General features: G+C 58.7%; 16 protein-coding genes. 10 read left to right on the forward strand and 6 right to left on the reverse strand.

The window, feature by feature from the left end; genetic code table 11:
- Positions 1–110: 110 nt before the first annotated feature.
- Complete coding sequence (locus OEG84_RS08170) at positions 111–1,067, reverse strand: AEC family transporter (RefSeq protein ID WP_267653289.1); 957 nt, start codon at positions 1,065–1,067, stop codon at positions 111–113.
- Positions 1,068–1,451: 384 nt separating this feature from the next.
- Between OEG84_RS08170 and OEG84_RS08175 the strand changes: the two genes are divergently transcribed.
- On the forward strand, positions 1,452–2,564 hold the full coding sequence (locus tag OEG84_RS08175; RefSeq protein ID WP_267653290.1) for a pyridoxal phosphate-dependent aminotransferase: 1,113 nt from the start codon (positions 1,452–1,454) through the stop codon (positions 2,562–2,564).
- Positions 2,565–2,766: 202 nt separating this feature from the next.
- On the opposite strand, the gene OEG84_RS08180 is transcribed toward OEG84_RS08175, so the two are convergent.
- Positions 2,767–3,033 (reverse strand): sel1 repeat family protein, encoded by a 267-nt coding sequence (locus tag OEG84_RS08180; RefSeq protein ID WP_267653291.1) that lies wholly within the window; start codon positions 3,031–3,033, stop codon positions 2,767–2,769.
- Between the two features lie 471 nt (positions 3,034–3,504).
- On the opposite strand from OEG84_RS08180, the gene OEG84_RS08185 reads away from it, so the two are divergent.
- Positions 3,505–3,846 carry a DUF2147 domain-containing protein gene (locus OEG84_RS08185; RefSeq protein WP_267653292.1) on the forward strand — a complete coding sequence of 114 codons (342 nt, stop codon included), beginning with the start codon at positions 3,505–3,507 and terminating at the stop codon, positions 3,844–3,846.
- Positions 3,847–3,976: 130 nt separating this feature from the next.
- Here the strand turns inward: OEG84_RS08185 and OEG84_RS08190 are convergent, their stop codons facing one another.
- Entirely contained in the window at positions 3,977–4,678 is a 702-nt protein-coding gene (locus tag OEG84_RS08190; RefSeq protein ID WP_267653293.1) for a glutathione S-transferase N-terminal domain-containing protein, read from the reverse strand.
- A gap of 176 nt (positions 4,679–4,854) precedes the next feature.
- Between OEG84_RS08190 and OEG84_RS08195 the strand changes: the two genes are divergently transcribed.
- The 3 genes from OEG84_RS08195 to OEG84_RS08205 all read left to right on the forward strand — a co-directional run bounded on the left by OEG84_RS08195 (position 4,855) and on the right by OEG84_RS08205 (position 6,878).
- Complete coding sequence (locus OEG84_RS08195) at positions 4,855–5,016, forward strand: hypothetical protein (RefSeq protein ID WP_267653295.1); 162 nt, start codon at positions 4,855–4,857, stop codon at positions 5,014–5,016.
- A gap of 30 nt (positions 5,017–5,046) precedes the next feature.
- The gene (locus OEG84_RS08200) at positions 5,047–5,220 is read left to right on the forward strand and encodes a hypothetical protein (protein ID WP_267653296.1); all 174 of its coding nucleotides are present in this window, start codon (positions 5,047–5,049) and stop codon (positions 5,218–5,220) included.
- Between the two features lie 158 nt (positions 5,221–5,378).
- On the forward strand, positions 5,379–6,878 hold the full coding sequence (locus OEG84_RS08205) for an AMP nucleosidase (RefSeq protein ID WP_267653297.1): 1,500 nt from the start codon (positions 5,379–5,381) through the stop codon (positions 6,876–6,878).
- Between the two features lie 96 nt (positions 6,879–6,974).
- Here the strand turns inward: OEG84_RS08205 and OEG84_RS08210 are convergent, their stop codons facing one another.
- The 3 genes from OEG84_RS08210 to OEG84_RS08220 all read right to left on the reverse strand — a co-directional run bounded on the left by OEG84_RS08210 (position 6,975) and on the right by OEG84_RS08220 (position 10,943).
- A complete protein-coding gene (locus OEG84_RS08210; RefSeq protein ID WP_267653298.1) occupies positions 6,975–8,639 on the reverse strand; it encodes an electron transfer flavoprotein-ubiquinone oxidoreductase in 1,665 nt (554 codons plus the stop codon).
- A gap of 457 nt (positions 8,640–9,096) precedes the next feature.
- Entirely contained in the window at positions 9,097–9,870 is a 774-nt protein-coding gene (locus tag OEG84_RS08215; RefSeq protein ID WP_267653299.1) for a PAS domain-containing protein, read from the reverse strand.
- Positions 9,871–10,217: 347 nt separating this feature from the next.
- The gene (locus OEG84_RS08220) at positions 10,218–10,943 is read right to left on the reverse strand and encodes a Crp/Fnr family transcriptional regulator (RefSeq protein ID WP_267653300.1); all 726 of its coding nucleotides are present in this window, start codon (positions 10,941–10,943) and stop codon (positions 10,218–10,220) included.
- Positions 10,944–11,111: 168 nt separating this feature from the next.
- On the opposite strand from OEG84_RS08220, the gene hemN reads away from it, so the two are divergent.
- The 5 genes from hemN (at position 11,112) to OEG84_RS08245 (ending at position 15,874) form a co-directional block, all read left to right on the forward strand.
- Entirely contained in the window at positions 11,112–12,461 is a 1,350-nt protein-coding gene (gene hemN / locus OEG84_RS08225; RefSeq protein WP_267653301.1) for an oxygen-independent coproporphyrinogen III oxidase, read from the forward strand.
- A gap of 123 nt (positions 12,462–12,584) precedes the next feature.
- Entirely contained in the window at positions 12,585–12,863 is a 279-nt protein-coding gene (locus OEG84_RS08230) for an acyl carrier protein (RefSeq protein ID WP_007198256.1), read from the forward strand.
- A 23-nt stretch (positions 12,864–12,886) separates the two neighbouring features.
- Entirely contained in the window at positions 12,887–13,372 is a 486-nt protein-coding gene (locus OEG84_RS08235) for a 3-hydroxyacyl-ACP dehydratase FabZ family protein (protein ID WP_267653302.1), read from the forward strand.
- Positions 13,369–14,574 carry a beta-ketoacyl-ACP synthase gene (locus OEG84_RS08240; protein ID WP_267653303.1) on the forward strand — a complete coding sequence of 402 codons (1,206 nt, stop codon included), beginning with the start codon at positions 13,369–13,371 and terminating at the stop codon, positions 14,572–14,574. The genes OEG84_RS08235 and OEG84_RS08240 overlap by 4 nt, the downstream gene beginning before the upstream one ends.
- 13 nt (positions 14,575–14,587) lie before the next feature.
- The gene (locus tag OEG84_RS08245; RefSeq protein WP_267653304.1) at positions 14,588–15,874 is read left to right on the forward strand and encodes a beta-ketoacyl-ACP synthase; all 1,287 of its coding nucleotides are present in this window, start codon (positions 14,588–14,590) and stop codon (positions 15,872–15,874) included.
- The last annotated feature ends 114 nt before the right edge of the window (positions 15,875–15,988 follow it).

The raw sequence follows: 15,988 nt of genomic DNA on the forward strand, positions 1-15,988 counted from the left end.
CTCCGGCTCGGCGAATTTCCATACATTATTTCTAATGTGAACCCATTGCGAATGTCAAAAGAAAACAAACGAAACCGAAATACCAATTTGTGCAGTGCGACTTTTCGCACTCACAACATCAGGTCGGCAATGAACAGCCACACCCCGGTCGTCACCGCCGACAGCGCAGTGCCGAGCGTCATCGAGCTCGACGCCAGCCTTTGCCCGGTTCCGAGCCGGCTGGCGATCAGCCAGGAATTGACCCCGGCCGGCAGCGAAGCCGCGGCCACAGCGATCTTGACCTGAAATTCCGGCAGGCCCGCAAGCATCGCCAGGCCCAACGCCAGCGCCGGCATCAGCAGCAGTTTCAGCGACACCAAAGACAACGCCTGCCTGACCTGGCCGCGGATCCCGTAACCTTCAAGCGAAGCGCCCATGGCAAACAACGCAACCGTACCGGCAACGCCGGCCAGGCTGGCAACCACCCGGTCAACGACGCCGGGAAGCACGAACCCGGTATAGCGGGCAAGCACCCCCGCCAGAATTCCGATAATCAACGGGTTGGAAAAAAGCTGGCGCAGGAATTGAACCGACAGCGCAGACAGGTTCGCGGGACTTGTTACCGCACCGTCACGCCTGAGCGCCCATTCATAAAGCAGTATCGACGCCGCCATCATGATCGGCATGTGGATCGAGACGATCTGCGACAGCACTGCCAATCCTGCTTCGCCATACAGCCCGGTGATGAACGGGATGCCGAGCAGCACCAGATTGCCGAACCCCGCCGAGAGACCGGCGACAACCCCGGAGCGCGCATCGCGGCCAAAGCCGGCGCGGATCGTCAGATGAGCAAATCCCCAGGTTATGAAAACGGCGGAGAAATACACCGCCCACAACATCCAGGGCGCGCCATGATCGAAGCCCAAAGTTGAAATGGTGCGAAACAGCAACAACGGCAACGCGATGGTGAAAACGAAATCCGACAGCCCGTCACCAGTCTCCGGCTTGATCAGCCGAAAGCGGGTGGCTGCGAAGCCAATGGCAATCAGCGAAAAAACAACGAGGATGGTTTCGGCAAAGACGGGCAAGGTGGATGGACTCAGTGGCGATGGCGAAGGCTTGATGTTTAGGCCAGACACGGCACCGCGCAAGCCTCGCGCGTCACAATTCAACGCCCGGCAGTTCCGGCCCATGATCCTAACATACTCTCATTGACGGCCATGCAGCGGAATCACGCGAAAGCGCCATTCGCGCGTCAAGGTTTGCCCATTTACCGCAAGCGGCATCCGCAGACCGCGTCGATGGTCATCCTTCATGAATATTCGTTCGGGAAATGGCGGATCGGAGATCGAACTACGTCACGCTGATCTCCCGAAGCTCGACGCCGTCCCTTTAGCCGCGTGCGGGCGCTTGATACCGGCCAATTATGGCGTTACGGCTCACCTGCCCTTTGCCTAGCCCGGAGCCTTGCCATGCCCGCCTTCAGCCGCTTTACCGCTCTTGCCCAATCGCTGCCGCCGACCGTGCCCTTTGTTGGCCCGGAAACCCAGGAGCGCGCCCGGGGTGAAAGTTTCATCGCCCGGCTTGGGGCCAATGAAAGTGGATTCGGCCCCGCCCCATCAGTGATCCAGACGATTACCCGAGAGGCAGAGCTTTGCTGGCGCTACGGGGATTCGGAAAGCCATGACCTGCGCCACGCGCTGGCCGCTCATCTTGGGCTTGGCGCCGACAATCTGGTGGTCGGCGAAGGCATTGACGGTTTGCTGGGACTCCTGGCGCGGCTGATTGTCGAGCCCGGGACCTCGGTGGTCACCTCGCTCGGCGCCTATCCAACTTTCAATTTCCATGTCTCAGGCTTTGGCGGCAAGCTGGTCACCGTCCCCTACCGCGAAGACCGCGAAGATCTCGACGCGTTGCTTGCGGCCGCCCGCCGCGAAGACGCAGCGCTGGTCTACCTCTCCAATCCCGACAACCCGATGGGCACCTGGCACAGTGCCGACGATATCGTGGCCTTTGCCAGGGCATTGCCCGAAACCACGCTGCTGGCGCTTGACGAAGCCTATGGCGAAACCGCGCCGGCCGCAGCGCTTCCGGAGATCGCGACCCTGGCTGACATGCCTAACGTGCTGCGGTTTCGGACCTTTTCCAAGGCTTACGGGCTGGCTGGACAGCGTGTTGGATATGTCATTGGCGTGGCGGAAACGGTGTCCATGTTCCACCGTGTGCGCAATCATTTCGGGGTCAACCGGCTCGGTCAGTCCGCGGCCCTGGCAGCTCTTGCCGATCAGGCCTGGCTTGCCGACGTGGTGGACCGGGTGGTCAAAGCGCGGGACCGCATCAGTGCGATCGGCCGCTCTCACGGTTTCAAACCGATCCCATCGGCCACGAATTTCGTCACATTGGATTGCGGCGCCGGTGTCGAGCGCGCAAAAATGATCCTTGATGAATTGGCTAAACGCGGCGTCTTCATCCGCATGCCTAGCGTAGCCCCACTCAATCGCTGCATCCGCGTTTCCACCGGACCGGAAGCCGAACTCGCTATTTTTGAGAGTATTCTGGCCGAGGTGATGACCGATATCGGCTAGGCTGTCGCCGCTGCGGCTCGAAAATTGGGCGGTTCGCGCCGTAGACTATTGCCGTGCTTCAAAGAACAAGCGCCGCAGGTCGTTAAGGACGCGCGACGCTATTCTGATGCCTGTCGGTGTCGCCTGATGCTCAAGCGCGTCCCCGTCCCCACGGGGTCGACTTCCATTCCCTGAGGCGCTTTTTGCGCCATTGGCAAGAACATCAGTGCATAGTCATCCATTCGCGGGCGGCGCGCAGTGCCGCGGCCAGCTCAGACTTGCTCATGCTTTCAGACAATTCGGCGCGCAACGTAGCGGCTCGGTCGGAACCCTTGATGGCGGCAATGTTGAGCCACTTGTGGGCGGCAATGTAATCGACCGCGCATTCGCGCCCCGTCGCATACATCAGACCCATTTCGCAAAACACATCTGCCTTGGCTTCGCCGCCGATGCTGGCCTGATCTTGATCTCGAATTTCATAAAGTGCCATTGGTTCTGTCCCTGTAAAGTTTTGATTTCGTTGTCCCTGTCAGCTCCTGAGAAGCCGTCTTCAATTTGCTTGCGTCCGGTTAGGCCCGGCGCTGTCTTGTTGGATTGAAGTGTGCCGTGATCGGCTAAAAGGCGCGTTAAATTGCATGCTTAACTGGAGACGAACAAAGTTCAAACGCTTGGTAAATTTGCGATTTTGTTAAACATCCAAACCCTTGGATTCCGGTCAAAGCCGACAAATCGGTCTCTCAAACGCCACCGGAAAAAGAAACGAACGGCTAACCAAACATCCATTGCAATTTCTGAAAATCCGATCGATCTCCGCAAGATCGGGTTATTCATTGATCGTTAATCGCCCCCGAAACACACCGGGGCAGTGCCATCCTGTCGTCGAAATCCCAGTTTACCTTTACGTAAATGCAAGCTAAGTAAGAAATCGCCCGAACCGGGCGTGAATTCTGGGAGGAAAGACATGATTCGCAAACTGATTACCGCTGGCGCACTTGTCGCCGCCATGACAGCCCCGGCCTTGGCAGACCCGATCGAAGGCGCTTGGAAAACACAAGCCGGCGACAACGCCATGATCAGCAGCTGCGGAAGCTCGTTCTGCATCAAGCTTACTTCGGGCGATTATTCCGGAAAGTCGATCGGCAAGATGAAGGCCGACGGCAGTGGCAAGTATTCAGGATCCATCACCAAGCCATCCACTGGCAAAACCTACTCAGGCAGCGGCAAATTGTCAGGCAACAAGCTGAAGATGACCGGCTGCGTTCTCAAGATTCTGTGCGAAAGCCAGACTTGGAACAAGCTCTGACACCCCGATAGCGGCCCTGTCCGCCAGATCGCGCGTGCGCGTCTGGCAGTGTGGTTACACCGGAACGGGGGCTCTTGGCCCCCGTTTTCGCATCCAAATTTACTGCCCGGCGGAAACCGCGGTCAGCCGTTCACCGGGCCTTTTGCCCGAACAGCACCTTCTGCGCATCCTTGTCATCGCCCAGAGTCTTGCGGTATTCGATGCCGATCTCGCATCCCCTTGCCACCGCCGGCCGGGCCAGCAAGGTCTCGAACCAGCGCTTGAGATCGGGAAAATCAGCCAGATCCTGTCCTTGATTCTTGTGCGGCTTGACCCAACCGAAACAGGCCATGTCGGCAATCGAGTAATCACCCGCCAGAAACGCACGGCCGGCCAGCCGCCGGTTCATCACCCCGTAAAGCCGGTTGACCTCGTTGGTGTAGCGGTCAATCGCGTAAGGCACCTGCTCGGGCGCATATTGGCGAAAATGATGCGCCTGCCCTGCCATCGGACCGAGCCCGCCCATCTGCCAGAACAGCCATTGATCAACCTCGACCCGTGCGCGCTCGTCGGTCGGGTAGAATTGAGCGAATTTACGGCCAAGGTATTGCAGGATAGCGCCCGATTCAAACACCGAGATCGGCTCGCCGCCAGGACCTTCAGGATCGATAATAGCCGGCATCCGGTTGTTGGGTGAAATCGCTAGAAATGAGGGCTCGAACTGTTCACCCTGGCCGATATTGACGTAGTTGACCCGGTAGGGAACGCCCAATTCCTCAAGCAGAATCGTGACTTTCCAACCATTCGGCGTCGGCCAGTAGTAAAGTTCGATTGCCTTGTCCTGCACGCTCATCAGCCATCCCTTCCATGCTCCTTGCAAGATGTGGAACGCTTCGCCGCTCTTGGCAAGCGCTGCCCCCATCCGACCGGGCACACGTTAACGTGTTTGAACGGCAGATGAACGGACACCTCAGGCGCCGTTCAGCCACGTCATGCGATTGTCTCCTCAACATCAGGGGATCGACACACATGACCACTCTAGCCCGCCGCTTCATCATCGTCTGCCTGATCTTCGTGATCTTCGCACTTCTGATGGCCGCTGCTGTCGCCAATTCCGAACGCACCACCTCGGGTTGGCACAACGGCGCAATTGAAGCCTGCACTTTTCGCTTTGGCGCGCGCTGCAACTAACCCCGCTGAATTCCCCAAGAGGATTATGCCTTGTCCAACCGAACATATAATTCCCTGTCCATCCTGTTGCGGATTGTTGCTCTCACCGCGTTCTTCGTTGGTCCAGTCGGCGCCTATGCCTACGCCAACGCCGGCGACAAGGGACCCGGCATGACCGGCGCGGGCTTCGTGCTCTACATGTCATTGCAGCGTAACAGCCTTTGACCCAAGGCGCGCGGTGACGTGTTGAGCGGCGGCCGAGTGTCATCACCAGCCTTGGGAAAGCAGCACAACCTCCGCACCCGAATAGACGCTTGCAGCCTGAAGGTCCTTACGGCGCCGATAGTCTTTTCCTTGTCAATATTTCTCGTATATAACGATGTATGGTACAACGAATCTCTTCACAGACAGCCACCGGCTTCATCTCGCCCGACCCGATCGAACCGCAGGAATTTTCCAATGCGGTCGATGCTGTGGCAGCGATTGAGGCCATTTATCACCGCAACACCGAATTTTTATGCGGGGCGTTTCACAGCCTTGCAACAGACAAGCCGAAGGGCCGCTACCGGGCCTTCTACCCTCAGATCAGCTTTGAAACGACATCGTTCGGCATGGTCGATTCCCGCCTGTCCTACGGACATGTGGTGTCGCCGGGTCGCTATGCCGCAACCATCACTCGGCCATCGTTGTTTCGCAGCTACCTGACGACGCAGTTTGAATTGCTCTTGCGCAATCACGGCACCCCGCTGACGGTATCGGAATCCGACACGCCAATTCCGCTGCATTTCGCCTTCGGCGAAGGCGCCTATGTCGAGGCCGCCGTTGCCGACAAGCTCGACATGCCGCTGCGCGACCTGTTCGACACGCCGGATCTCGCCACCACCGACGATGAAATCGTCAATGGCCTGTATGAACCCGGTCCCGGCGAAGCACTGCCGTTGGCGCCGTTCAAGGCGCAACGCATCGACTATTCCTTGGCCCGGCTGTCGCACTACACCGCCACCGCGCCCGATCATTTCCAGAATTTCGTGCTGTTTACCAATTACCAGTTCTACATCGACGAATTCTGCGATCACGCTCGCTCGTTGATGGCCGAAGGCGATCATGATTACGAGTTCTTCGTTGAACCGGGCAACCTGATCACGCCGGTCGGCCATCGCAGCCCGACCGAAGGCATCGCCCCGGCGCGGCTGCCGCAGATGCCCGCCTACCATCTCAAGCGCAAGAATCATGGCGGCATCACCATGGTCAATATCGGCGTCGGCCCATCCAACGCCAAGACCATCACCGACCACATCGCCGTGCTCAGACCGCATGCCTGGCTGATGCTGGGCCATTGCGCCGGGCTTCGCAACAGCCAGAAGCTGGGCGATTATGTGTTGGCCCACGCCTATGTGCGCGAGGACCATGTGCTCGACGATGATCTACCTGCATGGGTGCCGATCCCGGCGCTGGCTGAAGTGCAGGTTGCCGTTCAGGAAGCTGTCGCCGACATCACCGGTCTCGAGGGCTATGATCTCAAGCGTATCATGCGCACCGGCACGGTCGCCACCATCGACAACCGCAACTGGGAACTCAGGGACCAGCGCGGCCCGGTGCAGAGGCTGTCGCAATCGCGCGCCATTGCGCTCGACATGGAATCGGCCACCATCGCCGCCAACGGTTTCCGCTTCCGCGTGCCCTACGGCACACTGCTCTGCGTCTCCGACAAGCCGTTGCATGGCGAACTCAAACTGCCCGGCATGGCCTCGGCCTTCTACAAGAACCAGGTCAACCAGCATTTGCAGATCGGCTTGCTGGCCATGCAGAAGCTCGCCGCCATGCCGCCTGAACGGCTGCATTCACGCAAGCTCAGAAGCTTCTTCGAGACCGCTTTTCAGTAACCACAACGAAAAGACGCGCCGGAAGGCCCGGCGCGTTATATTTTTCATTCCATATACAACAAGATGGACCTGGCCGGAATCTCTTCCGGCCCACCCTCACATATTGGTATAGACCGGCCCCTCGCCGCCCTGGGGCGGGACCCAGTTGATGTTCTGGTTCGGATCCTTGATGTCGCAGGTCTTGCAGTGCACGCAGTTCTGCGCGTTGATCACGAAGGTCGGCACACCGTCGGTTTCCACCCATTCATAGACACCGGCCGGGCAGTAGCGCTGCGACGGGCCCGCGTAGACTCCGAGTTCGGAAGATTTCTGCAGCGCCAGATCGGCAACCTGCAAATGCACCGGCTGGTCTTCTTCGTGATTGGTATTGGACAGATACACCGATGACAGGCGGTCGAAGGTCAGCACCCCGTCGGGCTTCGGATAATCAATCTTCTTGTGCTTGTCAGCCGGCTCCAGCGCCGCGAAATCGGCCTTGCCGTGCTTCATGGTTCCAAATGGCGAAAATCCGAACAGGGTATTCAGCCACATATCGAGCCCACCCAGCGCCACCCCGCCGATGGTGCCAAGTCGCGACCACATCGGCTTGACGTTGCGCACCTTTTTGAGATCAGCGCCAATCTCGGAACTGCGCCAGGCGTCGTCATAGCCTTGCAGCACATCCTGAGCCCGGCCGCCGGCAATTGCCTCCGCCGCATGTTCGGCGGCCATCATGCCCGACAGAACCGCATTGTGTGATCCCTTGATGCGCGCAACGTTGACGAAGCCGGCCGAACAGCCGATCAGCGCGCCGCCCGGGAAAGCCAGTTTCGGCACCGACTGCCAGCCGCCTTCGGAAATGGCACGCGCGCCATAGCCGAGCCGCTTGCCGCCCTCGAATACCGGCGCAATCGCGGGATGGGTCTTGAAGCGCTGGAATTCCTCGAATGGTGACAGCCACGGGTTCTTGTAATTGAGGTGAAGCACGAAACCGACCGCCACCTGATTGTCCTCAAGGTGGTAGAGGAACGAACCGCCGCCGGTCTTCATATCGAGCGGCCAGCCGAAGGAATGCTGGACCAGGCCGGGCTTGTGATGCTCCGGCTTGACCTCCCAGAGTTCCTTCAGGCCGATACCGTATTTCTGTGGCTCCCGGCCCTCGTCTAGCTTGAAGCGTGAAATCAGCTGCTTGGCCAGCGAGCCGCGAACCCCCTCGCCGATCAGCACATACTTGCCCAGAAGAGCCATGCCACGGGCATAATTGGGGCCAGGCTCACCATTGCGTTCGACGCCCATATCGCCGGTGGCAACGCCGATCACGGCGCCCTGCTCATCGGTGAGGATTTCGCTGGCGGCAAAGCCAGGATAGATTTCCACGCCGAGCGCCTCGGCGCGGGCACCGAGCCAACGGCAGACATTGCCCAGTGAAACAATGAAATTTCCATGATTGTTCATCAACGGCGGCATCAGGAAATTCGGCAGTCGCACCGATCCCGCCGGTCCAAGCACCAGAAAATGGTCGGCACTGACCGGCGTCTTGAAAGGATGATCCGGATCGTCGCGCCAATCCGGGATCAGCTTGTCGATCCCCACCGGATCGACAACGGCGCCAGAAAGAATATGCGCGCCGACTTCTCCGCCCTTCTCCAGAACCACAACGGTAAGATCCGGATTGACTTGCTTAAGGCGGATTGCTGCCGACAGACCCGCGGGTCCGGCACCGACGATCACCACGTCAAATTCCATGCTCTCGCGTTCCGCAAGCTCGGTTACATCATTCATCGAACGTCCTCACCTCTTGATCCGGGCACCGCCGCATGATCGCGTCACGCACCGGACCCTCCAAAACCCTGACTTCGGCTTGACAGAACGCACCCAAACCGGCTGCCCCGCCAAACCTGTTCGAAGACCTCGCGGTCCGTTGCTCCTGTCATGACAAATGGTACCGGTGAAGTCGAGCCGGGAAACGACAGGATATCGTTCATCGACTATCAATTATTGACGTACACGTAAACGTAAACCAGCAACAGAGTCCACGCCGCCGCTGCGATCCGCTGTATTTCCGCATGCGCCACCATTCCGGTCACCCTGGATCGAGGATTGCACTTCACCTGTCGCAGGAAATGAGGACGCGGGGACAATGGGTCAACAAGACTGCGGATCGATATGCCCGACTGTCAAACATCAGCCCTACCGGTCAGGGCGGCCCGACGGGACCGGATCGACGAATCAATGGGACTCAGGCGACGGGGGCAAACATCGGCTGCATCGTCAGCACGATCACTGCGCCAACGATGGTCTTGTTGGGGCCGATAAACGGTGTCATCCGGCAACGCACTTCATACCTGCGCCCGGCCGAATCGGTCGCTTCGTAATTGTAATGAACCCTGGCGCCGGCAAAACACTGATCAAGCCGCGGCTTGGCCCGGGAATGATACAATTCCGGCGTCATCATATCGACAAGAGGTTTACCGATGAAATCCGAGCATCGCTTGAGATGAAAATCGGCATTTTGCTGATTGGTGTAAAGATAGCGGTAATCGAGCCCCACTACAGCGACGCGTTCGGGCACGGAATCGAGCAGCATCTCATGCAAGGAAGCGTCGTATCCTTCAGACAGCGCCGGCTGCCCGGCTTCCGTTTCCGCCACGTCCTGGCTGACACCCGAAGGGAGATAGCGCTCAAACAGCGCTTTCATCATACCGGTATAGCGGCGCACGCCCTCGTCGTCCTCACAATTGCGCACCGCAAGACGGGCAAAGAAATCCAGTTGCAGCGTCATTTCCTCGCGGTTGCGCGCATGCTGTCTGAAAATGGAGTGCACCAAAGGTTGAATCTCGGCGTCAATTTGATTGACGGCGGCCTCGTTTCCCCGACGGACCGCGCCCAGCAAATCATCGCAAGCTCTTTCAAAATCATCGATCAGTTTCGAAAGCATACATCCCCCATTTTTCTTTATTGCGCCCCCTTTACAATGCACCTTGTTGTTTGTCGATTGGTTACTGGTTGACAATATCACAAACAATAGCGCTGGCAGCGAAGATACAATCAGGAATTCTTGACAGAGGCAAACAGGCGAGGCCTCTGCCTCGCGTCAACGGCCAATCGGATGAACGAGTTTAGTAATTGTATTTATTAGATTTCTTCGAATAATACGCCTTCACAATTCTCCCCTGACGCCCCAGCGCAACGGTAGAATATCAGATCAACAAATCAAAAAGTTGCCTTGCTGTTCGCTAAACCGCTCTAGCGAAGGACACATTATCGGACGACTTCACGAAAATGTTACCGCCTTGGTCACCCGGAATATCGTTCGATAACCACACTCACTCTATGGGCCGAACGAGGCTTAAGCCCGACTTACAGCGCGGCGCGTTCGGCCAGCGCGGAAAGGTCCGGTACCTCGACGTGGCGATTGTTGGAGATGTGGACAACATTATCCTTGCGCAGCCGGGTTAATTGCCGGCTGACAGTCTCGATCGTCAGACCAAGAAAATCGGCGATGTCGGAACGCGTCAGCGGCAATTGGAAACGTGCCGAATCCGGATCCGCTTCCGGATTGGAATGGGTGGCGATCAGATACATGAAACTGGCCACCTTCTCCGAAGCGGTCTTGCGACCCAGCGTCAGCATCCAGTCCCGCGCCTCATCCAGTTCCTTCAGCGTTTGCTCCAGCAATTTGTGCTCTAGTTCCGGCGTTTCCTTGATCATTCGCTCCAGAACAGCCTTGGGAAAGCTGCACACATTGACGTCGGTGGCTGCATCCGCGGTTATACCGCTATCCATGCGAAATGGACGACCGAGAAAATCAGGAGCAAATTGCAGGCCGACGATCTGTTGTCGGCCGTCGGCCATCATCTTGGTCAGCTTGACAACGCCGGAGATGATATTGGCATAGCTGTTAGTTTCCTGGTTCTCGCCAATCAGTTCCGCACCGGAGCCGATAAGTTTGCGGGTCGATATCTTGTTGAGGCTTACAAGCTGGCTCGCCGACAAGGCACCGCACACGCCCCTATGGCGCGCTTCACAGGCGCGACACAAACCCGGAATATCGGAACTGCGGGTGTCTTTGCGGTGCGCGTCCATCGACCCCTCACTGCTGCAGCAGCCAAGTCAGTCCGTTCGCCGCGTGGCTGCGAAGTCTCGGTGCGGCGCATCGGTATTTGTGCACAAACAACAGCGAGGTTTGATCAAAGTCAAGGCAGGCATTCTGTCGCCGGGCGATGTTCGCGCCCAACCGGAAGAGAGTCGCACATGCAAAAAGAGTTTGTCCGCAAGCACGCTGGTCACGCCCCCCGCTACACCAGCTACCCGACCGCGCCGCATTTTCACGACGGCGTCAATGGCGATGTTTACGCCAACTGGCTCAGAAAACTCGAACAGGGACAGAACCTGTCGCTCTACATCCACATTCCCTATTGCGACAGGCTATGCTGGTTTTGCGGCTGCCACACCAAGCAAACCCTCAAATACGACCCGCTTGTCAGCTATCTCAGTGCCCTTGAGAACGAGATCGAAACCATTGCCGGGCTGGTCGACCCGGCCTGTCGCGTCACCGCGCTGCATCTGGGCGGGGGGTCGCCGACTTTGCTGCGACCCGACGACTTGGTGGCCTTGAACACCACGCTGCGCAGCAAGTTTCATTTTGACAAGGACGCGGAAATCAGCGTCGAGATGGACCCCAACGATCTTGATGCCGGACGTTATGACGCACTCGGCGAGATCGGACTGACCCGCGCGTCGATCGGTGTTCAGGATTTCGACGAAAAGGTACAGAAGGCCATCAACCGCTTGCAGACTTTCGAACAGACCCGCGACGTCGTCGAACAGGTACGCGCCCGCGGTGTCCGTTCGGTCAATTGCGATGTACTCTACGGGCTGCCGCATCAGACCCGGCAGTCGATTGACCGCACCATCGAGCAGGTCGTGTCGCTGCAACCCGACCGGATCGCACTTTTCGGCTATGCCCATGTGCCGTGGATGAAAACCCACCAGAAGATGATTGACGAAGCAGCATTGCCGGACGTGACCGAACGCTTCGCACAGATGAACCGCGCGTCTTCGTCGCTGACATCGGCCGGCTACACGGCAATTGGTATCGATCATTTCGCTCTGCCCGCCGACAGCCTGGCAATTGCCGCGGCTTCCGGTTTTCTGCGTCGGAATTTCCAGGGTTATACCAGCGACACCGCCGATGCCTTGATCGGCATGGGGGCATCATCAATAGGCCAGTTGCCGCAGGGCTATATCCAGAACCAGACTTCGACCGGCGAATACCAGCGTCAGGTCAATCTTGGCAAATTGGCGGTGGTGCGGGGCTTCGAACTTTCCACCGAAGACCGCATTCGCGCCCGGATCATCGAATTGTTGATGTGTGACTTCACGTTCTCGTTCTCCACCATTCGTCATGAATTCGGCGGCACGGCGGAAACCATTCTCGATGAGGCCGAATATCTCGCCAGTTGCGATACAGATGGTATGGTGGAAATCAACGGCGGCCTGTTTCAGGTCACTGCCAAAGGCAAACCCTTTGTGCGTTCCGTCGCCTCAGCGTTCGACTCCTATCTGGGTGTCGGTCCGGCCCGCCACTCGCTGTCAGTTTGAGATTTCAGCAGTTGCCCGACGTCACGGTCACGTCCTGTAAACCCGCAGGTAAAGTAGCCATTGGCTTTTGCGCCGGATTTTTCTATAGCTTCGGCCAAACAATCATCCAATGAGGAATACAGCGTGACCGCAACATTCGACAAGGTCGCCGACATCATCGCCGAAACCAGCGAGATCGACCGCGACTCCATCACTCCCGAAAGCCACACCATTGACGATCTGGGAATCGACAGCCTGGATTTTCTCGACATCGTGTTTGCGGTCGACAAGGAATTCGGCATCAAGATTCCGCTCGAGCAGTGGACCCAGGAAGTCAATGACGGCAAGGCCTCGACCGAGGAGTATTTCGTGCTTGGCAACCTGTGCACCAAGATTGACGAGCTGCGGGCCGCCAAGGCTTGATGCCGGTTCGGCGGATGTAGCCAATGCAGCTTGAATATTTCCAGATGATCGACCGGATCGAGGCATTGGACCTTGATGGCGGAACGCTGGTGGCAAGCTCGACCGTCCCGGCCCAGAGCACGGTGTTCGAAGGCCATTTTCCCGGCATGCCGCTGGTGCCTGGCGTGTTGTTGATCGAGACAATGGCTCAGGCCAGCGGCTTTCTGGTTCTGGCCGTGAGCGACTTCGCCGCCATGCCGTTCCTGATGACGGTTGACGGCGCCAAGATGCGTGATTTCGTCAAGCCTGAAGCAGCACTGGAAATTTCCGTGACGCTGGAGCATGAAGGCTCGGGCTATGCGGTCACCAAAGCGCGCATCACCAGCGATGGCAAGCGTGTCGCCGATTGCCAGCTCAAGCTCAGAACCGTGGCGTTCGACCAGGTTCCACTCGCCCAGATCGTGCGCACTCGCGCCGCTGAAGTTGGCCTGATCGCCGCCATGGCAAATGCCACAGGAGACCGGCAATGACACAGACAAATCGTGACGTTGTGGTAACCGGCGTCGGTTTGGTAACGACACTCGGGGTCGGTGGTGATGCACATCGCGTTCTGCTGATGGGCGATTCCGATCCTAAAAACACGGCCGATAGTGAGCGCTTTGCCCCCTACACCATCTTTCCGCTGCCCGAAATCGACTGGTCGGAACAAATTCCACGGCGCGGCGATCAGCGTCAGATGGAAAACTGGCAGCGGCTCGGTGTATTCGCGGCCGGTCTGGCGCTCGACGATGCCGGTTTCAAGGATGATCTCGAAGCCTGCGCTAGCATGGACATGATTGTAGCGGCCGGTGGCGGCGAGCGCGATGTTGCTGTCGACACGCTGATCATAGAGGAAGGCCGCAAGCGTAATGATCGCGAGCACCTGCTCAATGAAAAACTGACCACCGAATTGCGTCCGACGCTGTTCCTTGCGCAACTCTCCAATCTGATGGCCGGCAACATTTCGATCGTCCACAAGGTCACCGGATCCTCCCGGACCCTTATGGGCGAACAGGGCGCAGGCATCTCGGCTGTGGAGACCGCACACGCGCGGATCGCCGCCGGGCAATCGACCCACTGCCTGGTCGGTGGCGCTTTTGTCGCCGAACGCATTGACCAATTGATGGTGATGGAATCGGTTCAAGGGCTTGCGAAAGGCCCGCTGCAATCATTCTGGGATGAAAACGGCGACGCTACAGGTATGAACCTGGGATCAGCCGGTGCCTTTCTGGTGCTCGAATCACGCGAACACGCCGAAGCCCGCGGCGCCCGGATCTATGCCCGGATCGACGCTGTGCAGGGCGATCGCGGTCCCCGTCAGGAAGATCGCATGGAACAGCGGCTGGGGCGCCTGGCCGATGAAACCGGGGCATCTGAAGCCACCGGCGACGCGATCGTGTTCTGCGGCGCCAGCGGTTTTCCTGAATTGAGCGGGCGTGAACGCCGATTTCTCCAGTCCCGGCTTCCGGGCGTGCCTGTGCGCACCTATGGCGCCATGCTTGGTCATTCTGTCGAAGCCCAGTTTACCACCGGCGTGGCCCTTGCTTGCCTGGCACTTGACGCTGACCAACCGATCAGACCTATGGCACCGGGTACAGACGCGGTCATGCAGGCAGCAGCCAAGTCAGCGATTGTTACTACCATCGGCCACTTCCGTGGCGAAGGCATCGCCCGCCTGAGCAAGATGTCATGAGACGGAGACTGTCATGAGCAAAGCCGCATACAGGGATCATCTCGGCCGGCCGCTTGTCGCCGTCACCGGCATGGGCGTCGTGACATCGCTGGGTCAGGGACTTGAGGACAACTGGGCCGCCTTGACGGCCGGTAAATCCGGAATTCACCCGATCACCCGGTTTCCCTCGGACGAGCTTTCCACGCGTATTTGCGGCACCGTGGATTTTATCGACATTCCCGCGCCCAACAGCGTTGAGCGCTCTTATGCCTTTGCCCGCGAAACCACCCTCGAAGCACTCGCGCAAGCAGGTCTCTCCGGCGATTTCGGCGGTCCGCTGTTTCTCGCCGCCCCGCCGATCGAGCCGGAATGGAGCGCCCGCTTCGAACTCGGTGACCGGGTTCGCCCGGAACAGATGTCGGGCAACGCCTATGAGCAGTTTCTTGCCGTGCTGCGTGAAAAGGCCGATCCCGCCTACCACGAATCGATTCTGTTCGGCTCGATCTCCGAGCGCCTGGCCGACCGCTTCGGCACCCGCGGCCTGCCGATCACGCTGTCGACCGCCTGCGCTTCCGGCGCCACGGCAATTCAGCTCGGCGTCGAAGCCATTCGCCAGGGCCGTACCGACCGGGCGCTGAGCGTCGCCACCGACGGATCGGTCAGCGCCGAAGCGCTGATCCGCTTTTCACTGTTGTCAGCGCTGTCGACCAACAATGATCCGCCGGAAAAGGCCTCACGTCCGTTCACCAAGGACCGCGACGGTTTTGTCATCGCGGAAGGCGCGGCGACGCTGGTGCTGGAATCGCTTGAAGCGGCCATCAGTCGCGGCGCGCGGGTGCTGGGCATTCTCAGCGGTTGCGGCGAGAAGGCCGATCATTTTCACCGCACGCGCTCCTCGCCCGATGCTGGACCGGCGATTGCCACTATCCGCGCCGCACTCGAAGATGCCGGCATTTCCGCCGACCAGGTGAGCTACGTCAACGCTCATGGCACCTCCACGCCGGAAAACGACAAGATGGAGTACCATGCTTTGTCGACGGTGTTTGGTGACCGCATGGCCAAAGTACCGGTTTCCTCAAACAAATCGATGATCGGCCACACGCTGACTGCGGCCGGCGCAGTGGAAGCTGTATTCTCGCTGCTGACCATCCAGACCGGCGTCATTCCGCCAACCATCAACTATGACAATCCCGACCCGGCGATCCCGCTCGACGTGGTCCCCAACATCAAGCGCTCGGCGGTCGTCACCAGCGTGCTTTCCAGCTCATTCGGATTTGGCGGGCAGAACGCATGCCTTGTCATGGAAGCCGAACCCGCTTAAGGCATGGCGCGCCCGGGCGGATCAGCTCGGGAAATATCGATCATCGCGTCCAATCGCTGCGTGAACACGGATATGCGCGGTAAACTGGACACCTGATGTCCCGGCTGGCTCCTG

The sequence above is a fragment of the Hoeflea algicola genome, assembly GCF_026619415.1.
In the GTDB taxonomy this organism is placed as follows: domain Bacteria; phylum Pseudomonadota; class Alphaproteobacteria; order Rhizobiales; family Rhizobiaceae; genus Hoeflea; species Hoeflea algicola.

Excerpts from the sequence above, each read along its gene's own strand:
- OEG84_RS08205 (WP_267653297.1), top strand. The coding sequence starts at position 5,379 with ATGGTACAACGAATCTCTTCACAGACAGCCACCGGCTTCATCTCGCCC.
- OEG84_RS08175 (WP_267653290.1), top strand. The coding sequence starts at position 1,452 with ATGCCCGCCTTCAGCCGCTTTACCGCTCTTGCCCAATCGCTGCCGCCG.
- OEG84_RS08210 (WP_267653298.1), bottom strand. The coding sequence starts at position 8,639 with ATGAATGATGTAACCGAGCTTGCGGAACGCGAGAGCATGGAATTTGAC.
- OEG84_RS08245 (WP_267653304.1), top strand. The coding sequence starts at position 14,588 with ATGAGCAAAGCCGCATACAGGGATCATCTCGGCCGGCCGCTTGTCGCC.
- OEG84_RS08235 (WP_267653302.1), top strand. The coding sequence starts at position 12,887 with ATGCAGCTTGAATATTTCCAGATGATCGACCGGATCGAGGCATTGGAC.
- OEG84_RS08195 (WP_267653295.1), top strand. The coding sequence starts at position 4,855 with ATGACCACTCTAGCCCGCCGCTTCATCATCGTCTGCCTGATCTTCGTG.
- hemN (WP_267653301.1), top strand. The coding sequence starts at position 11,112 with ATGCAAAAAGAGTTTGTCCGCAAGCACGCTGGTCACGCCCCCCGCTAC.
- OEG84_RS08220 (WP_267653300.1), bottom strand. The coding sequence starts at position 10,943 with ATGGACGCGCACCGCAAAGACACCCGCAGTTCCGATATTCCGGGTTTG.
- OEG84_RS08180 (WP_267653291.1), bottom strand. The coding sequence starts at position 3,033 with ATGGCACTTTATGAAATTCGAGATCAAGATCAGGCCAGCATCGGCGGC.
- OEG84_RS08190 (WP_267653293.1), bottom strand. The coding sequence starts at position 4,678 with ATGAGCGTGCAGGACAAGGCAATCGAACTTTACTACTGGCCGACGCCG.
- OEG84_RS08185 (WP_267653292.1), top strand. The coding sequence starts at position 3,505 with ATGATTCGCAAACTGATTACCGCTGGCGCACTTGTCGCCGCCATGACA.
- OEG84_RS08240 (WP_267653303.1), top strand. The coding sequence starts at position 13,369 with ATGACACAGACAAATCGTGACGTTGTGGTAACCGGCGTCGGTTTGGTA.